The sequence below is a fragment of the Streptomyces sp. NPDC006435 genome (genome assembly GCF_040612315.1).
Classification (GTDB): Bacteria; Actinomycetota; Actinomycetes; order Streptomycetales; family Streptomycetaceae; genus Streptomyces.
On record NZ_JBEXPY010000002.1, the window covers coordinates 94943 to 112446 of the forward strand.

Consider the following 17504-nt stretch of genomic DNA (forward strand, 5'->3'; position numbering starts at 1 on the left):
CCGGCGGGGCGAGCAGGACAGGAGGCAGCAATGGACCGTGACCACGGGCCGCGCGCGCGTGTTCCGGAGCAGCGTGCTCCGCAGCAGAGGCCGGCACCCGGTGCCGATCTGCGCTTCTCCGTGCTCGGTCCGGTGCGGTCGTGGCGCAACGGCGAGGCGTTGCCGTCCGGTTCACCGCAGCAGCGCGCCCTGCTGACCGCGCTGCTGCTGCGCGACGGCCGCACGGCAACCGCCGCCGAACTCATCGACGCCATCTGGGGCGACGAGCCGCCCTCGCAGGCGCTCGCCGCCATACGTACGTACGCCTCCCGGCTCCGCAAGGTGCTGGGTCAGAAGACGCTGGTCAGCGATGCCGGCGGGTACGCGATCCGGGCCGACCGGGACGCCCTCGACGTGAACGTGGTCCGGGACCTGGCGGCCGAGGCGGAGAAGGCCCGGGCCGGTGGCGACCGCGCCCAGGCCCGCGCCCTCCTCGGCAAGGCGCTCGGACTGTGGGACGGCGAGGCGCTGGCCTCCGTGCCCGGCCCGTACGCCGAGAACCAGCGGACCCGGCTGGAGGAGTGGCGGCTCCAGCTCACCGAGACCCGGCTGGACCTGGACCTGGAGGTCGGCAGCCACGCGGAGGCGGTCTCCGAACTGACCGCGCTCACCGCCGCGCACCCGCTGCGCGAGCGGCTGCGCGAGCTGCTCATGATCGCCCTGTACCGCAGCGGCCGGCAGGCCGAGGCGCTCGCGGTGTACGCCGACACCCGCCGGCTGCTCGCCGACGAACTGGGCGTCGACCCGCGCCCCGAGCTGTCCCAGCTCCAGCAGCGCATCCTCCAGGCCGACGAGGAACTGGCCCGCCCGACGGACGAACCGGCCCCGGCCCCCGCGCCGGTGCGCCCCGCCCAGCTCCCGGCCACCGTGCCGGACTTCACCGGCCGCTCCTCCTTCGTGCGCGAGCTCGGCGACCGGCTGGCGACCGCCGAGGGGTCCGTCATGGCCGTCTCGGCCCTGGCCGGCATCGGCGGCGTCGGCAAGACCACCCTCGCCGTGCACGTCGCCCACCAGGCGCGCCAGCACTTCCCGGACGGCCAGCTGTACGTGGACCTCCAGGGCGCGGGGTCGCGGGCCGCCGAACCGGAGACGGTCCTCGGCGCGTTCCTGCGCGCCCTGGGCACGGCGGACTCGGCGATCCCCGACTCCCTGGACGAGCGCGCCGCGCTGTACCGGTCCACCCTGGACGGCCGCCGCATCCTGGTCCTCCTCGACAACGCCCACGACGCGGCCCAGATCCGTCCCCTCCTGCCCGGCACCGCGGGCTGCGCGGCCCTGGTCACCAGCCGCGTCCGCATGGTCGACCTGGCCGGGGCCCACCTCGTCGACCTGGACGTGATGTCGCCCGAGGAGGCGCTCCAGCTGTTCACCCGGATCGTGGGCGAGGAGCGGATCAACTCCGAGCGCGAGGCGGCCCTCGACGTGGTCGCCGCCTGCGGTTTCCTCCCCCTGGCCATCCGCATCGCCGCCTCCCGCCTGGCCGCCCGCCGCACCTGGACGGTCTCCGTCCTCGCCGCCAAGCTCGCGGACGAGCGCCGCCGCCTGGACGAGCTCCAGGCCGGCGACCTCGCGGTGAAGGCCACCTTCGAACTCGGCTACGGCCAGCTCGAACCCGCCCAGGCCCGCGCCTTCCGCCTGCTCGGCCTGGCCGACGGCCCCGACATCTCCCTCGCCGCGGCGGCCGCCCTGCTCGACCTGGACGCGCACGTGGCGGAGGACCTCCTGGAGGCCCTGGTCGACACCAGCCTCGTGGAGTCGGCGGCCCCGGGCCGGTACCGCTACCACGACCTGGTGCGCCTCTACGCCCGCTCCTGCGCGGAGCGGGGCGAGGAGCCCCCGGAGGAACGCGAGTCGGCCCTCTCCCGCCTGCTGGACTTCTATCTGGCGACGGCGGCGGGGGTGTACGCGCTGGAGCGGCCGGGGGACCGTGCCGTCGCCCATCTGGTGGGCACCGAGCACCCCGGGCTCGAATTCGCCAACGGGCACGAAGCGGTGGACTGGCTGTACAGCGAAGCCGATTCGCTGCTCGCCTGCGCCCATCAGAGCGCGTCGAACGGAATGCTGCAGCGTGCCGTCGACCTGCTCTGCGCGGCGAAGGACCTCGCCGAATCGGGGGCGAATTCCCGCCAGTACGAAATCACCGGTGCGGCCCTGCGCGATGCCGCGAGGGCTGCCGCCGACCCCCGTTCCGAGGCGCGGGCCCGCGCCTCGCTGTCCACCGTCTACCTCGTCTCCGGCCGTTTCGCGCTGGCCGACGAGGAGGCCGGGCACGCGATGGAGCTGGCCAGGAGCACCAAGGACCCGATCCCCGCGTGCTGGGCGCCCAACGACCGCGGCATCATCGCGTTCTACCAGGGGCGGCACGAGGAGGGCGAGGAGTTCCTGCAGGAGGCGATAGACCGCTACCGGGCGGACGGAAACCTGGTCGGCGAGGCCTCCGCGCTGTGCAACCTCTCCCGCATCCACGTGAACATGGACCGCACGGCCAGCGCGGTCGAGCTCGCCCGGCAGGGCACGGCCATCTTCGACGGGATGGGGCTCAGCCTCCGTACCGCCAACGGCCGCTTCGCGCTGGGCATCGCACTCACCCAGGCCGGAAGGCCGACCGAGGCGCTGGAGGAGCTCGACGAGGCCCTGCGCGTGTTCCAGAACAACCGCCAGCGGCTCTGGGAGGGGTCGACCCACTTCCGGATGGCGGAGGCGCACCTGGCCGACGCACGCCCCGCGCGGGCGGCCCAGCACGCGGAACAGGCACTGGCCCTGCGCGTCATCGGGGGCGAGTGGATGCGGGGCAATGTCCTGATCACTCTGGGACACGCCCTCGAACGCCTCGGTCAGATCGACCGGGCACATGCATGCTGGACCGAAGCCCTGGCCATCCACGAACAGTTCGGGGCCGCGGAGGCCGACAAGGTCCGGGCCCTGCTCACTCCGGTCGACACCGTCCGAGGCGCCTGAGCCGGAAGAGAACCGTCGGCGTTCATCGAACGTTTATCGCCACTCGGCAGTCTTAGGTCCATCGATCCGCCGTGTCGGGGGGCAGACGGATCGCAGGGGGGACCACACCGCTAGGGTGAACGGCCCTGACGTGCCCGTCCAGCAGTCCACGGGGGAACAGCTGGACGGGCATCGCCGACCGAGCAAGCAAGATCTCTGGGGAGTTGACAGGCATGAGCGACGCACTGAAGCCGAAGACCGGTGCCGCGATCACACAGGAGAACCACGCCGGCAGCCCGGGCAACGGGGGAACCGTCAAGCCGCTGGAGAACCACGCCGGCAGCGTCGGCGAAGACATCACCACCCTGGAGAACCACGCCGGCAGCACGCCGAAGGACCTCCTCAAGACGCAGGAGAACCACGCGGGTTCCGAGAAGGCCTGAAGCCTCACTCGACGGGGGAGCGGCCGCGGCGGCGCGGAGGGGGAGCCGTCGCGGCCGCCGCATGTCCGCGGACGCGGGCACACAGCGGTGAAGGGGCACGAGCCGGTCGGCTCGTGCCCCTTCTTCGTGTCCGCCCCTACAGCCCCCGGACCAGCACCTTCGGGTCGCACAGCTTCCCCGGGGCTCCGAGTGCGGCCCGCGAAAGCGCCTCGCGGGCCAGCACGTAGCAGACGGCCGCCATCAGGAAGCGTCCCTGTGCGCCTTCACGTCCGCCTCCCGGGCGTCGAACCAGCGCTCGATCTCACGACGTTCGGCCTCCGCCGCCGCCAGTTCCTCCTCCGTGGGCGGCCCGCCCTTCTCCTGCGTCCACGCCACCAGCTCCCCCAGCCGGTCGTGCTCGCGCCGGCGCTCCATGGCACGGGTGACCGTGTACTTCTTGGTTGCCATACCAGTCACCATGCCCTCGGGCGGATCCGGCCGACGACCCCGCTCGCTCCATGGCCCTGCGCTCGCATAGCTACGGCGAAGTGACAAGTAGCTCTCTGCAGCCGATGTGACGGCGTGTTGTCCCGGGTTTCGGTGTTCCCGTCCCGGCCCGGTCGGTCGTCGGCATCTTGATCACGTCGGATTGGTCGATGCAGAAGGGAAGGGCCCTGGTCGTGCGGCAGGAGTGGGAGCCGGAGGAGCTGATCTCCGTCTGGACGCTGCTTGAAGAGGACATGGGGCGGCTGCGGAACAAGTCCGGGGCGAACCGCCTCGGGTTCGCGCTGCTGCTGAAGTTCTTCGAGGTGGAGGCACGGTTCCCGGAGGGGCCCGGGGAGGTGCCGGACGCGGTGGTCGGGTACGTGGCCCAGCAGGTGAAGGTGCCGGCTGGGGAGTGGAACTCCTACGAGTGGGACGGCCGGTCGATCAAGCGGCACCGGGTGGAGATCCGGTCCGTCTACAGGTTCCGCGAGACCACCGAGGACGACCAGGCAAAGCCGGCCGGGTGGCTGGCCACGGAACTGTGCCCGGTGGAGCTGTCGCGCGATCGGCTGGCGGAGGCGGTGGTGGTGGCGCGTTGCCGCAACGAGCGGATCGAGCCGCCGGCGCCGGGGCAGGTGCGCCGGCTGGTGGCGAGCGCGGTGAAGGAGGCTGACGGTGGCGGGGTCCAGGCCGGTGGGGTCGGTGCAGGTGTTGGAATCCATGCCGAGGCCGTGGGCGGTCCGGTTCATCTCCGTGATGAAGGCTTCCGGGTGCCGGAGCACCAGCGGGCGACCTCGTCGGCGATGTTGTTCGCGGAGATCGCGAGCATGGCCTGAAGAGCCTGGCGTTCGGTGAAGCGCTGGCCCGCGGTGACGGGGGTCAGGCTCTCTCCGTTCGCGACCCGGGCAGGGTAGCGGGCCGCCTCCTCGGCCGAGACGGTGAAGGAGGGGCCCTGCTCGCCGGCCCGGAGCGGGTGGTGGCGCAGGAAGAGGAAGGCCGTCATGATCTTCGCGGTGCTGGCCGTGGGCACATGCCTCTGCCCCGGGGAGGACTCGGTGCCGTAGCCGTCGACCATCACCGACACCCGCCCCGTGCCCGGCCACGGCACGTCCGGCGCCGTACCAGGCAGGACCCGCTCCAGGGACAACGGACCGGTGACCGTAGGCACCGGCAGACCCCGCAGTGCCTGGAAGCCCGCGAGCGCTCCCAGGCAGAGCAGGACCGCGACGACCACCGACACACAGCGCAGCGCGCTGCGCCCGGACCTCTCTGCGCGTCGATGACGGGTCACGGCGCCCGGCCCGGCGGGTTGCGGCCGGTCGGTTGTGCGGTTCGGAAGGAGCGTCACGTGAGTGTTCCCGGGCAGGTCTGTGGTCTGTTGAGGAAGAACCGGTCCCGGTGTCGAAGGTCAGGTGGCTGTACCAGGAGAAGGCTTCTGGCCGGCCTTGTCGACGACGGCGCGTTCGGTCACGGCGGTGCTGACGAGGATGCGTCCGGCTTTGCCACCGGCGCTGTCGTCGTTGATGAGGACGGTCCGCTCGCCGAGGTAGGTGAGCTTGTCCTTGTCGAAGATCCATTCGGTGCGCTGGTTGCCGTGGTCCTGGCTGACGGCCACGCCGTGCCGGCCGGACGCGTCCACGGCGTCGTCCACGACGTTCACCCCGGGGATCTTGGCCGCGGCCTTGTAGAGTGCCGCCCCGATCTGCGGGGGCATCAGGGACTCGCGCAGCGCGTCGCCGATCGTCTGGAACGCTTCCTGGTCGGGGTTGAGGTTCTTGTCCACGCCGATGTTCTGGGCGTAGACGGCTGTCAGCAGGGCGTCGGGGTCGGTGGGCAGGGAGGCCAGGTACGTGTAGGTGGGCAGCTGGAGGGAGGGCTCGGTGTTCTTGCCGAGGTTGACGCCTTCCTCACCGGGCCGGAAGCCCGTGCTGAGGGGCTCGGTGAGGAGACCGTCGCGGCTGCCGTTGACGGAGAACCATGCCTGTCGGGGGTGGGTGGTCCCGGTGCCGTCGTCGTTGTACTGGGCCTTGGCGCCGTCGCCGTCGGCGCCGATCTTCTTGCTCGCGCCGTAGACCTGGCTGGCGATGTAGATGTACTGGTCGTCACGGACCTGGGGGGCAGAGGCGCTGGCGGCGACGGCGGCGATGCGGGTCAACAGCTGGACGGCCTGGGGTGACGCGCCGCCGGGCCCGCGCTCGCTGACCGAGCCGCCCGGAGTACTGGCCGCATGAGGGACCGTGGTCGGGGCATTGGAACCGACGGCGGTCACCGCGATGACCGCAGCCATCGCCCCCGCGGCCAGCGACGCCCCGAGGACCAGTCGGCGCCGGGGACGGCCGGGGGCGGCCGCGTCGACCAAGCGCCGGCGCAGTCCGCCTGGCTGGTGGGAGGTGTGGGTGGTGTCCTGGTCGATCTGTCGCATGAGGAGTTCCTTGTGGTGGAGGTGGCGGCCCGGCGGCAGGTCCCGTTCGGCCGGGGCCGGCAGCAGCCGGGCCGTCTCCTCGCGCTCGGCCTGTGCGGGCCGGTACGGGGTGGCGTTCACCGGGTTCCCTCCTGGACGGACAGGGCCGCGAACGCGGCCTCACTCTCTACCTCTCCGCGCCCCGGGCGCGGTTCCCGCTTTTCTTCGGCCAGTTGCCGGTCGGTCAGGTCCCGCAGCCTGACCCGGGCGCGCGACAGGCGTGAGCGCACAGTGCCCACCGGTACCCCCAGCGCGTCAGCGGCCTGCTGGTAGTCCAACCCCGACCACACGCACAGCGCCAGCACCTCCCTCTCCTGACGGCGCAGGCCCCGCACCGCCCGGTGAACCGCGTCCAGGCGACGGGCGTCGTCGATCCGCCCGGCCGCCTCGTCCGCGAAGTCCTCCACCGGCTCCGGGGCGGGCACCCGGGCCAGGAAGGCGAAACGCCGACGGACACCGCGTCTGGCGTTGTGCGCCTTGTTCGTCGCGATCCCCAGCAGCCACGGCCGCAGCGATCCCCCCTCCTCTCCGACCTTCTCCCTCGTCCGCCAGGCGTCCAGGAACGTCGCCGACATGACGTCCTCGGCCACCGACCAGTCGCCGGTCAGCCGGAAGGCATGGTTGTACACCGCCTTCGCATACTGCTCATAGAGCTCGCCGAACGCCTCGCGATCGCCCGCGCGTATCCGCTCCCGCATCCCATCTCCTCACTCACGCCCGCACCGGGCCGCATCACCTTCTCTCTCCGCACACCCAGCAAGGTTCCCGGAACGGCACCAAGAAGCTGAGAAGCTATAGAAAAAAGCCCATAGCGCAGCACGATCGGGCACCTGCCCGCAGCACCCCGCGCGGGGCTCCCGCCGTTCCCCACGCACGCGAGACGGACTGGGACACCAGAAGCGCGGGCATCGGTCTGATCATCTCGGCGGCGCCGGGAAGGGCCCATGCCGAAGAATCTTCAACAAAAAACCAACGTTTACCGAAGATCGCCTGATCAAGATCAAAAAAAAGACCCCCAGGACCTTCAAGAACCCATTCAACAACCGAGGGCATTCAACAACCTCGAACCACCGTTTCCTGACAGAATTCCGGGCATGAGCGTGCCGCTTGAACCCGACCCGTTCGAACTCCTGACCGCCGAGCCCGCGATGCGGACCGAGATCCTCATCGGCTACGCCCGGGTCTCCACCGGCGGACAGAAGCTCGACCGCCAGATCGACGCCCTCACCGCCACCGGCTGCCGGCGCATCTTCGCCGACAAGAAGTCCGGCAAGGACGACCTGCGCCCCGAGCTCAAGGCCTGCCACGCCTTCCTGCAGCGCGGCGACACCCTGGTGGTGCCCGCACTCGACCGCTACGGCCGCTCACTGAAGGACCTGGTCAACATGGTCGGCGAACTCCGCCGGCGCGAGATCGGCTTCTCCTCGCTCCACGAGCGCCTGGACACCACCACCCCGGGCGGCCGGCTCGTCTTCCACGTCTTCGCCGCCCTCGCCGAGTTCATCCGCGAGCTGATCGTCTCCGGCACCCGCGAAGGCCTGGACGCCGCCCGCGCCCGCGGCAACGTCGGCGGCCGGCCCACCGTCGCCACCCCCGAGATCATCCGGGCCGCCCGCACCCTGTTGCCCAATCCCGAGCAGTCGATCACCTCGATCGCCAAGCTCCTCAACGTCAGCCCCGGCACCCTCTACAACCACATCCCCGACCTTCAGGAGTTGCGGGCGGCCGGCCGCGCCGCCATCCCCGCCCAGGCCGAGACGGGGAGCGAGCGGTGATCCCCTCCGACTGACGGCGCAAGGGCGGCGCGCTGCTGCTCGGCGCCCAGCACGGCGAGCCGGGCCCCTTCGGCACCTTCGCCGAAGACGACGACCATGAGCACGGCGTCCATGAGGACGAGGACGGCGTCCCGTATTGCTGACCGGCCGGCCGACCCGCGCACTCAGCAGGTTGCAGAAGGTCACATCGGCCACAGAGAGCTACTTGTCACTTCGCCGTAGCCATGCGAGCTCAGGGCCTCCATGGGGTGAGCGCGCGGCCCCATGGGGTGACCGCCCTGTCAGCCTCCCGCCCGCCCCCGCAGCTCCCCCTTCAGCACCTTGCCGCTCGCGTTGCGCGGGAGGCCGGGGACGAACTCGACCGTGCGGGGGACCTTGTAGTTCGCCATCTCGCGTCTCGACCAGGCGATCAGGTCGTCGGCGGTCGTCGTCGCGCCCGGCCTGCGGACCACGTACGCCTTGCCGACCTCGCCGAGCCGGGGGTCCGGGACGCCGATCACCGCCACGTCGGCCACGTCCGGGTGCAGGCCGAGGAGCTGTTCTATCTCGGCCGGGTACGCGTTGAAGCCGCCGACGATGAACATGTCCTTGATCCGGTCGGTGATCCGGAGGTTGCCCGCCCCGTCGAGGACGCCCACGTCGCCGGTGCGGAGCCAGCCGTCCGGGGTGATCGCGCCGGCCGTGGTCCCGGGGTCCTCGAAGTAGCCCGCCATCACGTTGAAGCCGCGGACCAGGATCTCACCGGGCTCACCGGGCTCGGCCAGGACGCGGACCTCCGTGCCCGGGATCGCCCGGCCCGAGGTGGTGGCGATGGTCTCCGCCGGGTCGCCGCGGCGGCACATCGTGACGATGCCGCTCGCCTCGGAGAGGCCGTACGCGGTGAGGACCGTCGCGATGCCGAGCTCCGTGCGCAGGCGTTCCACCAGTTTCAGGGGGACGGCCGCCGCGCCCGTCACGACCAGGCGCAGGGCGGAGAGGTCGTGGGCGGAGCGTGCCGGGTGGTCCAGGAGGGACTGGTGGAGGGTGGGCGGTCCGGGCAGGACCGAGATGCGTTCGGCGGCGATGTTGGCCAGGGCCGTGTCCACGTCGAACACCGGCTGCGGGACCATCGTCGCGCCCCGCATCAGACACGCGATGACGCCCGCCTTGTAGCCGAAGGTGTGGAAGAAGGGGTTCACGATCAGATAGCGGTCGCCCTCGCGCAGACCGGCCAGTTCGCTCCAGATCGCGTAGCAGCGCAGGGTCTGGGCGTGGGTGATCACCGCGCCCTTGGGCCGGCCCGTGGTGCCCGAGGTGTAGATGATGTCGGAGGGGTCCGAGGGGGCGATCGCGTCGGCGCGGGCGCGCACCTCGGCCCCGGGCACCTCCTCCCCCGCCGCCAGGAAGTCCTTCCAGGTGACGTAGTCGTCGGGGGCGGAGTCGGCGAGCACCACCACCTGTTCCAGGTGCGGGAGCGGCACCCCGGCCCGGCGCAGGGACGCCACGTAGGAGGTGCCGAGGAAGGTGCCCGTCACGAACAGGAGCCTCGCCCGGCTGCGGTCCAGGACGTACGCCGCCTCCGCGCCCTTGAAGCGGGTGTTGAGGGGGACGAGGACCGCGCCCGCCGTGACGGCGCCGAGCGCGGAGACGATCCAGTCCAGGCTGTTCGGGGCCCAGATCGCGACCCGGTCCCCCGGTTCCACACCCGAGGCCAGGCACGCGGCGGCGGCCCGTTCGACCCGTTCGCCGAGTTCGGCGTACGAGATCCGGGTCCGGCCCTCGACGACCGCCTCCCGGTCCCCGTACCGCCGTGCCGCCGCCCGTACCAGCCCCGGGACGCTGCCCCACTCCTCGTCGCCGCGCATCGCTCGCCCTCCTGACGCAATAGCTGACTATCCGTCAGATTAGCTGTAGCCTCAGCCGCTGTCAGCAGTCATGACTGCCTGGGAGGTGGCGGTGACGGCGCTCAAGGACGCGACGGCGATAGCCGGCATAGGACAGACGGCCTTCGCGAAACGACTCCCCGAATCCGAGAAGACCCTGGCCTGCCGGGCCATCGTCGCGGCGCTCGACGACGCGGGCATCGCCGCGTCGGAGGTGGACGCGTTCGCCTCGTACACGATGGAGGAGACCGACGAGGTCGAGATCGCCAAGTCCATCGGGGCGGGCGATGTCACCTTCTTCAGCAAGGTGGGGTACGGGGGCGGCGGCTCCTGCGCGACGATCGCGCACCTCGCCGCCGCCGTGGCGACCGGACAGGCGGGCGTCGGCGTCGCCTGGCGGTCCCGGAAGCGGGGTTCGGGGCCCCGGCCCTGGAAGAACACGGCGGTGCAGCTGCCCACCCCCGGCCAGTGGACCCGCCCGTACGGGCTGCTGCGGCCGGCCGACGAGATCGGGATGCTGGCCCGGCGGTACATGCACGAGTACGGGGCGACCCGCGACCATCTCTTCAACGTCGCCCTCGCCTGCCGCAACCGCGCCAACCAGAACCCGGACGCGATGATGTACGAGCGGCCGCTGACCCGCGACATGTATATGACCTCGCGCTGGATCAGCGAACCGCTCTGTCTCTTCGACAACTGCCTGGAGACGGACGGGGCGCTGGCCTGCGTGATCGTGTCGGCGGAACGGGCCCGCGACTGCCGGCGCAAGCCCGTCTACATCCACTCCGTCGCCCAGGGCCTGCCCGCCCAGCACCACGGGATGGTCAACTACTGGAACGACGATCCGCTCTCCGGACCCGCGTGGACGGCCGCCCGGCAGCTGTGGAAGCAGGCCGACTTCGGCCCGGACGACGTCCATGTGGCGCAGATCTACGACGCGTTCACCCCGCTCATCCCGCTCTCCCTGGAGGGCTACGGCTTCTGCGGGCGCGGCGAGGGTGCCGCGTTCACCGAGGGCGGGGCGCTGGAGAGCGGCGGGCGGCTGCCCATCAACACCGGGGGCGGCGGGCTGAGCGAGGGCTACGTGCACGGCTTCAACCTGATCACCGAGGGCGTGAAGCAGCTGCGGGGCGATTCCACCGCCCAGGTCCCGGACGCCGCCACGTGCCTGGTCACCGCGGGCGAGGGCGTGCCCACATCCGCCGTACTGCTGAGGAGTTGACCGCAATGGACGGAATGTTGCTGCCCGTCGTGGACGAGGACGGCGCCCCGTTCTGGGAGTACGCGGCCCGGGGCGAGCTGCGGGTGCAGGCGTGCGCCGCCGAGGGGTGCGGGAAGCTGCGTTTCCCGCCGCGGCCGTGCTGCCCGCACTGCCGGTCCTTCGACAGCGAGTGGCGGCCGACGAGCGGGCGCGGGCGCATCTGGTCGTACGTGCTGCCGCACCCGCCGCTGCTGCCGGCGTACGCCGCGCAGGCCCCGTACAACGCCGTGGTGGTCGAACTGGCCGACGCGCCGGGCATCCGGCTGGTCGGGAACGTGGTGAGCGGGCCGGACGCCCCGCTGGACTCGGTCGATCCGGCGCGGCTGCGGATCGGCGCGCCGGTGCGGGCGGTGTTCTGCCCGGCCGGGTCCGGGGTGACGCTGGTGCGCTGGCTGCTGGAGAGGTGAGCGGCGGTGGCGCTGCGCACGGAGACGGACGAGGGGACCGGGGTCGCGCTCGTCACCCTCGACCGGCCCGGGAGGCTCAACGCGATCGACCTGGCGACGGCGGACGAACTGGCCGCCGTCTGGCGGGCGTTCCGCTTCGACGACGGGGTGCGGGCGGTCGTGGTCACGGGGGCGGGCGGCCGTGCCTTCTGCACCGGGATCGACCGGGGGGTGGAGGTGCCTCAGCCCTCGTCCCCGTACGCGATCGACGATCCGCTGATCGCGATCGGGCCGAAGGCGAACGACCTGTGGAAGCCGGTGGTCGCGGCCGTCGAGGGGATGGCCTGCGGCGGGGCGTTCTACCTGCTGGGCGAGGCGGAGTTCGTGATCGCCTCCGAGGGGGCGACGTTCTTCGACCCGCACACGACGTACGGCATGGTCAGCGCGTACGAGGCGATCTCCATGGCGCAGCGGATGCCGTTCGGCGAGGTGGCCCGGATGTCCCTGATGGGGACGGCCGAACGGGTCTCGGCCCGTCGCGCGTACGAGATCGGGCTGGTCAGCGAGGTGACGGAGGCCGGTGGCGCGGTCGCGGCGGCGCTGCGGGCCGCGGAGGTCATCGCCTCGTACCCGACGGCGGCGGTGCAGGGGACGGTACGGGCGGTGTGGTCCGCGAAGGAGGCGGCCAGGGCGCAGGCCATGGCCCACGCCCCGCACCTGATCGCACTGGGGAACCTGCCGCCGGAGCAGCAGGCCGAGCTGTTCAGGGGCCGGGGCGGCGGGGGCGGGAGCGGGGGCCGGGACGGGTTCCGGACCCGGTGAGGACGGGAGGCCGGCCCCGGCCCGGTGGGGGCGGAGGGACGGCCTCCCGGCCCGGTGGGGTCAGTAACTCAGCTCGGCCTCGCCCCGGCACCCCTTCACCTGGGAGACCTTGCGCGGGCTGTCCATCCGCACGTTGACGGTCTTGGTCTCGCCGTCCTCGGCGGTCACGGTGGCGTGCCCGAGGTCGATGGTGTTGCCGGCCGAGTTGAAGAACTCCACCTCGACCTCGTAGGTGTGCGATCCGGTGGCGTTGGCCGTGAGCCGGACGGTGGAGGTGGTGACGGCCTTGCGCTTGCCCTTGCGGGGCTGGGCGCAGCGGATGACCTGGACGCCGGGCTCGTCCGAGGCGGTGGGGGCCGGGGTGGCGTAGTCCGTGCCGCCCGAGGAGGAAGAGGAACTCGACGAGTCGCCGTAGTCGTAGTCGTCGTTGCTGTCGTAGTCGCTGCTGCTGCCGTTGCTCTTCTTGGAATTGGAGCAGCCCCCGCCGCTGCTGCTGCTCGACCCCTTGCTCTTGCCGCTGCGGCCGCCGGAGGAGGAGGTGGAGAAACCGGTGAGAGCGAGTACCACCACGACCAGTACCGCAGAAAGCTTGATGTGCTGCCGCATCATCGATGCAGCCCCCCTTGTGTTGTTGTCCGTTTCTTCTTGTTGTCGAACGACCGCGCGACACGCTAGCGCACGGTGGCGGGGGCGAGGAGGCGGGCGTAGCGTCGGGGCCGAGAGCGGTGCAGAAGCGGTGCAGAGCTGTGATGCCTGCCCGTACACCGCAGGAGGCCGGTGATGATCCGCAACGTCCTCGGTTCGGTTCTCGCTCTCGCCGGAGCGGCGGCCGCCGTGCTGAGCCCCTTCCGTGACTGGTACGACGGCCGCCCCGGGCCGGGGTGGGGTCTGGCCCAGGCCGCCGCTGGCGGGGTGCTGCTGCTGGCGGGCGTGGTGGTGTTGTCGGGGTGGCCCGGCCGCGGGGCGCGCGACCGGCCGTACACGGCGCCCGGTTCGGAACATCCGGACACCTGGCCGCCGACGCAGGAACCGGGGCCGTCCGTCCAGACGAGCACGCTTCCGGAGCCCGAACCGGAGCTGTACACGGGGCCGCCCCCGGAGCACCGCCCGGCACACCACGAGAAAGCGGACGAGGACGGGGACGAGGACGAGGACGAGGACGAGGGGCCGGGCACCGGTCGCCCGCCGCCGCGCCGCTGAGCCCCGCGGGCGCACGGGCCCCGGGGCGGGCGCGTCACGCCCGTGCCCGTCCTCCCGTGCCCGTGCCCTTCAGCGCGTCCAGCGCGTACACGCAGCGGTCCTTGCTGCACGCGTACACGACACCGCCCTGCGCCACGGGCGAGCCCGTGATCTCGCCGCCCGTCGCCAGCTTCCAGCGGAGCTGTCCGCCCGCCGCGTCCAGGGTGTACAGGACGTGGTCGGCGGAGCCGAAGTGGACCCGTCCGTCGGCCACCACCGGGGAGCCCACCACCTCGCCGCCGGCCGCGAACCGCCACTTCGGGGTGCCGGTGACCGCGTCGAGCGTGTACAGGGCGCTGCCGCTGCCGACGTGCACGTTCCCGGCCGTGACCAGGACCGGTTCGATCGACTGGCGGGCCTCCGTGGCGATGCGCCAGCGGTCCTTGCCGGTCGAGGCGTCGATCGCGTAGACCGTGCCGAGGTAGTCGGCGAGGTACACGCCGCCGCCGGTGACGGCCGGACCCGGGGCGAAGGCGGGCGGGGAGAGGAAGACCGAAGGCGACTCGAAGTGCCAGCGGACGTGGCCGGACATGGTCTCGACGGCCAGGACCCGGGCCCCCGCGCTGACGTAGACGTAGCCGTCCGGGGCGGCCGTCACCCGGACCGGCACGCCGCCGCAGGAGGCCGCGTCGCCGATGGGGTAGGACCAGCGCTCGATGCCGGTGCGGGCGTCCACGGCGCGCAGCCGGGCGTCCTGCCAGAGGTAGACCGTGCCGTCGTGGATCACCGGCCCGGCCTCGGCCGTCTCGAAGTCGGTCTGCAGGCCGCTGCTCTCCCACAGCTTCTCGCCCGAGGACGCCTCCCACGCCTGGACGCCGCCGCCGCGGGTGCCGGTGACGACGGTGCCGCGCCCGGCCTTGAGGGAGTACACCCAGGCGTCCGTCTGCAGCCGCCACTGCTCGGCGCCGGTCACCGCGTCCAGGGCGTACAGGGACGGGCCGTCGGAGGCGTGGATCCTGCCGCCCTCGACGGCCATCACCCAGGCCACGTCGCGGGTCTTGAACTGGCGCCGCCCGTTGCCGACGTCCAGGGCGTGCACCTCGAACGACGTGACGTAGAGCAGGTCCCCGGCGACGACGGGCGTCCCCCACACGTCGTTGGACATCCGGAACCGCCAGGGCCGCCAGCGGTCCGGCTCGGGCGGGGGGTCGGCGGGCTGCGCGGGGCCGGGCACGGGGGCGGGGGTGGTCCGGGTGGAGCCGTTCACCCCGGCGGGCGGGCGCACCCAGCCGGTCGCGGGGCCCGCGTCCGCGGCGGCCGGGCCCCCCGAGCGCACGTCCTGGGCCCTCGGGCCGGGGCCGATCGGCACCTTCGCCCCGGGCAGCCGCACCGGGCCGCCCGGGTCGGAGGCGTGCGCCGGCAGGGAGGCCGAGGAGCGCGGATCGGGGGCGGGGCGCCGTCCGCCGTCGGGGGCGCCGGGCGGCGGTCCGGGCGGCGGGGGCGGCGCGGTGACCGGAGGGGCGGGCGCGGGCCGCCGTCCGCCGCGGCGCTGCTCGATCATCGTGGTGGCGGAGGCCGGCAGCCAGGCCGAGGCCGTACCGCTGTCGTCGCCGCCGGAGGCGAACAGGTGCGGGGCGAGCTGGGCCTGGAGGTCGGCGGGGGTGGGCCGCAGCCCGGCGTCCATCTGCATGCAGGACTCGATCAGCGGACGCAGCTCGCCGGGCAGTCCCTCCAGGTCCGGTCCCTCGCGCAGCAGCATGAAGACGGTCTCGACGGGGTTGGCGCCGTGGAACGGGGCGTGACCGGTGGCGGCGAAGACCAGGGTGGAGCCGAGCGAGAAGATGTCGCTGGCACCGGTGACGCTGCGCGAGTCCCTGGCCTGCTCGGGCGACATGTAGGCGGGGGTGCCGACGGCGACGTTCGTCATGGTCAGCCGGGTGTTGGAGACCCCGGACGCGATGCCGAAGTCGATCACCCGGGGGCCGTCCTCGACGACGAGCACGTTCGACGGCTTCATGTCGCGGTGGACGAGCCCCGCGCCGTGGATGGACTGCAGAGCCTCGGCGATCCCGGCGGCCAGCCAGCGCACCGCCTGGACGGGCATGGGCCCGCACTCGGTCACTATCTCTTCCAGCGAGGGGGCCGGTACGTAGGCGGTGGCCAGCCACGGCACGGCGGCCCGCGGGTCGGCGTCCACCACCGCGGCCGTGTAGAAGCCGCTGACGGCTCTGGCCGCCTCCACCTCGCGCGTGAAGCGGACCCGGAACAGCTGATCCTCGGCGAGCTCCGTGCGCACGGTCTTGATCGCCACCCGTCGGCCCGAAGCCGAACGGGCGAGGTAGACGAGCCCCATGCCGCCGGCACCGAGCCGGCCCAGCACCTCGAACGGGCCGATCCGCCTCGGGTCGTGCTGCGTCAGCTGCTCCACCACTTGCCCTGCCACCTCCCCGTACGGGCCTCAGGAACAGAAGCCCGCGAAAACCCGCCCTGTACGGCGTCTCACCACTGGGCACCACCCGGCGGTGCGCACCCCCGATTCTTCCTGGCTGAGGCCCCGGTTGCGAACCCGGGGGCGGATCGGGGTGTCACAGCTCACTCCGCCCTCATCCCGGACACAGGGGGACGGAACGCACCGAACGTGACACCGCGACCACCTCGCCGGAGCGGCGCCCCGGCCGTCGCACCGCGGTTCGCAATAGCACTTTTGCCGCACTCCCGCCGCATCCCGGACACGAAACGATCGCGCCATGTCCGCACTCCGACCGCAATCGCCCACCACTGCACCGGAAACGGTGCACACCCCACCCGCACTGACCCCGCAGCCCATTTCGGTGACGCTCATCACAGTCGCGGCGGCAACAGGCGATGCGGGACGCTCACCGACCCGACAAAAGCGAACAAACTTTCGATAGAAAAGTTCCATACTCACGGCGTCACGGAAAGTTATCCACGGAAGTTATCCACAGGCTGTTGATACGACTTACCGCTGAGCGGTGCGCATCCGTCGAAATCCGGCCACTCCCCCCACCGTTCCTGCGGGGCTCCCCATTTGCACTCGGCCGAATCGCGCTCCGATCACCCCTCGGTAAGCTGACGGCATGACAGGACAAGTACGCACCGTCGACGGCCGCGTGGCCGGTCGACGCGGACAGGCGACGCGGCAGAAGCTGCTCGACTGCCTCAGCGAGATGCTCAGCTCCTCGCCGTACCGGGACGTCAAAGTCATCGACGTCGCCCGGAAGGCGGGGACTTCCCCCGCGACCTTCTACCAATACTTCCCCGACGTCGAGGGCGCCGTCCTCGAAATCGCCGAGGAAATGGCGAAGGAGGGCGCCGGGTTGACCGAACTGGTCGCCGGACGCTCCTGGGTCGGCAAGGCCGGCTGGCAGACGGCCGAGGAGCTCGTCGAGGGCTTCCTCGACTTCTGGCGGCACCACGACGCGATCCTGCGCGTGGTCGACCTCGGTGCGGCCGAGGGCGACAAGCGCTTCTACAAGATCCGCATGAAGATCCTGAACTCGGTCACCAACTCCCTCACCGAATCGGTGAAGGAGCTCCAGGCCAAGGGCAAGGTCGACAAGGAAGTCAGCGCCGCCGCGATGGCGGGCTCGCTGGTCGCGATGCTGGCCGCGGTCGCCTCGCACCAGAAGGGCTTCACGACCTGGGGCGTTAAGCAGGCCGAACTCAAGCCGAACCTCGCCCTGTTGGTACATCTGGGCATCACCGGCAGGAAACCGACGAAGTAGTACCGGCGCCAACGCCCCATCCCCCACTGGGCATCGCGCGGCAGTTCCGGGCGCCCCAGGTCCTGTCTCACCGACGGCGGACCACTCAGGTGGTCCGCCGTCGGTGTACCCGGACCGTTTTCACGCAC

16 protein-coding genes are annotated in these 17504 nt (G+C 71.9%); 9 read left to right on the forward strand and 7 right to left on the reverse strand.

The genetic code is table 11. The features are described 5' to 3' along the window. Window positions 1-30: 30 nt before the first annotated feature. Together ABZZ04_RS02575 and ABZZ04_RS02580 are read left to right on the forward strand one after the other, a co-directional pair. The gene (locus tag ABZZ04_RS02575) at window positions 31-2997 is read left to right on the forward strand and encodes a BTAD domain-containing putative transcriptional regulator (RefSeq protein WP_356930345.1); all 2967 of its coding nucleotides are present in this window, start codon (window positions 31-33) and stop codon (window positions 2995-2997) included. Between the two features lie 212 nt (window positions 2998-3209). Then, the gene (locus ABZZ04_RS02580; protein WP_148837361.1) at window positions 3210-3419 is read left to right on the forward strand and encodes a hypothetical protein; all 210 of its coding nucleotides are present in this window, start codon (window positions 3210-3212) and stop codon (window positions 3417-3419) included. Between the two features lie 240 nt (window positions 3420-3659). Here the strand turns inward: ABZZ04_RS02580 and ABZZ04_RS02585 are convergent, their stop codons facing one another. Continuing rightward, window positions 3660-3866 carry a hypothetical protein gene (locus ABZZ04_RS02585; RefSeq protein ID WP_356930346.1) on the reverse strand — a complete coding sequence of 69 codons (207 nt, stop codon included), beginning with the start codon at window positions 3864-3866 and terminating at the stop codon, window positions 3660-3662. 188 nt (window positions 3867-4054) lie between these two features. Between ABZZ04_RS02585 and ABZZ04_RS02590 the strand changes: the two genes are divergently transcribed. Continuing rightward, window positions 4055-4720, forward strand: coding sequence for a DUF4158 domain-containing protein (locus ABZZ04_RS02590; protein WP_356930347.1), 666 nt, complete (start codon window positions 4055-4057; stop codon window positions 4718-4720). Here the strand turns inward: ABZZ04_RS02590 and ABZZ04_RS02595 are convergent. From ABZZ04_RS02595 to ABZZ04_RS02605, 3 genes are all read right to left on the reverse strand, one after another. Beyond that, window positions 4630-5175: a hypothetical protein gene (locus tag ABZZ04_RS02595; RefSeq protein ID WP_356930348.1), complete on the reverse strand. Its 546-nt coding sequence runs from the start codon at window positions 5173-5175 to the stop codon at window positions 4630-4632. The two genes, ABZZ04_RS02590 and ABZZ04_RS02595, sit on opposite strands and share 91 nt — an antisense overlap. A gap of 117 nt (window positions 5176-5292) precedes the next feature. Further along, complete coding sequence (locus ABZZ04_RS02600) at window positions 5293-6426, reverse strand: CU044_5270 family protein (RefSeq protein WP_356930349.1); 1134 nt, start codon at window positions 6424-6426, stop codon at window positions 5293-5295. Further along, window positions 6423-7043 (reverse strand): RNA polymerase sigma factor, encoded by a 621-nt coding sequence (locus ABZZ04_RS02605; RefSeq protein ID WP_356930350.1) that lies wholly within the window; start codon window positions 7041-7043, stop codon window positions 6423-6425. The genes ABZZ04_RS02600 and ABZZ04_RS02605 overlap by 4 nt, the downstream gene beginning before the upstream one ends. A 396-nt stretch (window positions 7044-7439) precedes the next feature. Here ABZZ04_RS02605 and ABZZ04_RS02610 point away from each other — a divergent pair, with 396 nt between their 5' ends. After that, window positions 7440-8120 (forward strand): recombinase family protein, encoded by a 681-nt coding sequence (locus ABZZ04_RS02610; protein WP_356930351.1) that lies wholly within the window; start codon window positions 7440-7442, stop codon window positions 8118-8120. Window positions 8121-8401: 281 nt separating this feature from the next. Here the strand turns inward: ABZZ04_RS02610 and ABZZ04_RS02615 are convergent, their stop codons facing one another. Next, window positions 8402-9964, reverse strand: a complete 1563-nt coding sequence (locus ABZZ04_RS02615; RefSeq protein ID WP_356930352.1) for a FadD3 family acyl-CoA ligase — start codon at window positions 9962-9964, stop codon at window positions 8402-8404. A 91-nt stretch (window positions 9965-10055) separates the two neighbouring features. Here ABZZ04_RS02615 and ABZZ04_RS02620 point away from each other — a divergent pair, with 91 nt between their 5' ends. The 3 genes from ABZZ04_RS02620 to ABZZ04_RS02630 are packed head-to-tail and all read left to right on the forward strand — an operon-like array spanning window position 10056 to window position 12451. Continuing rightward, complete coding sequence (locus ABZZ04_RS02620; RefSeq protein WP_356930647.1) at window positions 10056-11204, forward strand: lipid-transfer protein; 1149 nt, start codon at window positions 10056-10058, stop codon at window positions 11202-11204. Window positions 11205-11209: 5 nt separating this feature from the next. Next, window positions 11210-11650 carry an OB-fold domain-containing protein gene (locus ABZZ04_RS02625; RefSeq protein WP_356930353.1) on the forward strand — a complete coding sequence of 147 codons (441 nt, stop codon included), beginning with the start codon at window positions 11210-11212 and terminating at the stop codon, window positions 11648-11650. A gap of 6 nt (window positions 11651-11656) precedes the next feature. Continuing rightward, a complete protein-coding gene (locus ABZZ04_RS02630) occupies window positions 11657-12451 on the forward strand; it encodes an enoyl-CoA hydratase/isomerase family protein (RefSeq protein WP_356930354.1) in 795 nt (264 codons plus the stop codon). A gap of 60 nt (window positions 12452-12511) precedes the next feature. Here the strand turns inward: ABZZ04_RS02630 and ABZZ04_RS02635 are convergent, their stop codons facing one another. After that, window positions 12512-13060, reverse strand: a complete 549-nt coding sequence (locus tag ABZZ04_RS02635; RefSeq protein WP_356930355.1) for a hypothetical protein — start codon at window positions 13058-13060, stop codon at window positions 12512-12514. A 171-nt stretch (window positions 13061-13231) separates the two neighbouring features. On the opposite strand from ABZZ04_RS02635, the gene ABZZ04_RS02640 reads away from it, so the two are divergent. Then, on the forward strand, window positions 13232-13651 hold the full coding sequence (locus tag ABZZ04_RS02640) for a hypothetical protein (protein WP_356930356.1): 420 nt from the start codon (window positions 13232-13234) through the stop codon (window positions 13649-13651). Window positions 13652-13685: 34 nt separating this feature from the next. On the opposite strand, the gene ABZZ04_RS02645 is transcribed toward ABZZ04_RS02640, so the two are convergent. Further along, window positions 13686-16061 (reverse strand): PQQ-binding-like beta-propeller repeat protein, encoded by a 2376-nt coding sequence (locus ABZZ04_RS02645; protein ID WP_356930357.1) that lies wholly within the window; start codon window positions 16059-16061, stop codon window positions 13686-13688. A 667-nt stretch (window positions 16062-16728) separates the two neighbouring features. Between ABZZ04_RS02645 and ABZZ04_RS02650 the strand changes: the two genes are divergently transcribed. Beyond that, window positions 16729-17376 carry a TetR family transcriptional regulator gene (locus ABZZ04_RS02650; protein WP_356930358.1) on the forward strand — a complete coding sequence of 216 codons (648 nt, stop codon included), beginning with the start codon at window positions 16729-16731 and terminating at the stop codon, window positions 17374-17376. The last annotated feature ends 128 nt before the right edge of the window (window positions 17377-17504 follow it).

Bases quoted from the DNA above. Each gene is read 5' to 3' on its own strand.
- ABZZ04_RS02590 (WP_356930347.1), top strand. From the start codon at position 4,055: ATGCAGAAGGGAAGGGCCCTGGTCGTGCGGCAGGAGTGGGAGCCGGAG.
- ABZZ04_RS02610 (WP_356930351.1), top strand. From the start codon at position 7,440: ATGAGCGTGCCGCTTGAACCCGACCCGTTCGAACTCCTGACCGCCGAG.
- ABZZ04_RS02575 (WP_356930345.1), top strand. From the start codon at position 31: ATGGACCGTGACCACGGGCCGCGCGCGCGTGTTCCGGAGCAGCGTGCT.
- ABZZ04_RS02640 (WP_356930356.1), top strand. From the start codon at position 13,232: ATGATCCGCAACGTCCTCGGTTCGGTTCTCGCTCTCGCCGGAGCGGCG.
- ABZZ04_RS02585 (WP_356930346.1), bottom strand. From the start codon at position 3,866: ATGGCAACCAAGAAGTACACGGTCACCCGTGCCATGGAGCGCCGGCGC.
- ABZZ04_RS02625 (WP_356930353.1), top strand. From the start codon at position 11,210: ATGGACGGAATGTTGCTGCCCGTCGTGGACGAGGACGGCGCCCCGTTC.
- ABZZ04_RS02605 (WP_356930350.1), bottom strand. From the start codon at position 7,043: ATGCGGGAGCGGATACGCGCGGGCGATCGCGAGGCGTTCGGCGAGCTC.
- ABZZ04_RS02635 (WP_356930355.1), bottom strand. From the start codon at position 13,060: ATGATGCGGCAGCACATCAAGCTTTCTGCGGTACTGGTCGTGGTGGTA.
- ABZZ04_RS02650 (WP_356930358.1), top strand. From the start codon at position 16,729: ATGACAGGACAAGTACGCACCGTCGACGGCCGCGTGGCCGGTCGACGC.
- ABZZ04_RS02580 (WP_148837361.1), top strand. From the start codon at position 3,210: ATGAGCGACGCACTGAAGCCGAAGACCGGTGCCGCGATCACACAGGAG.
- ABZZ04_RS02615 (WP_356930352.1), bottom strand. From the start codon at position 9,964: ATGCGCGGCGACGAGGAGTGGGGCAGCGTCCCGGGGCTGGTACGGGCG.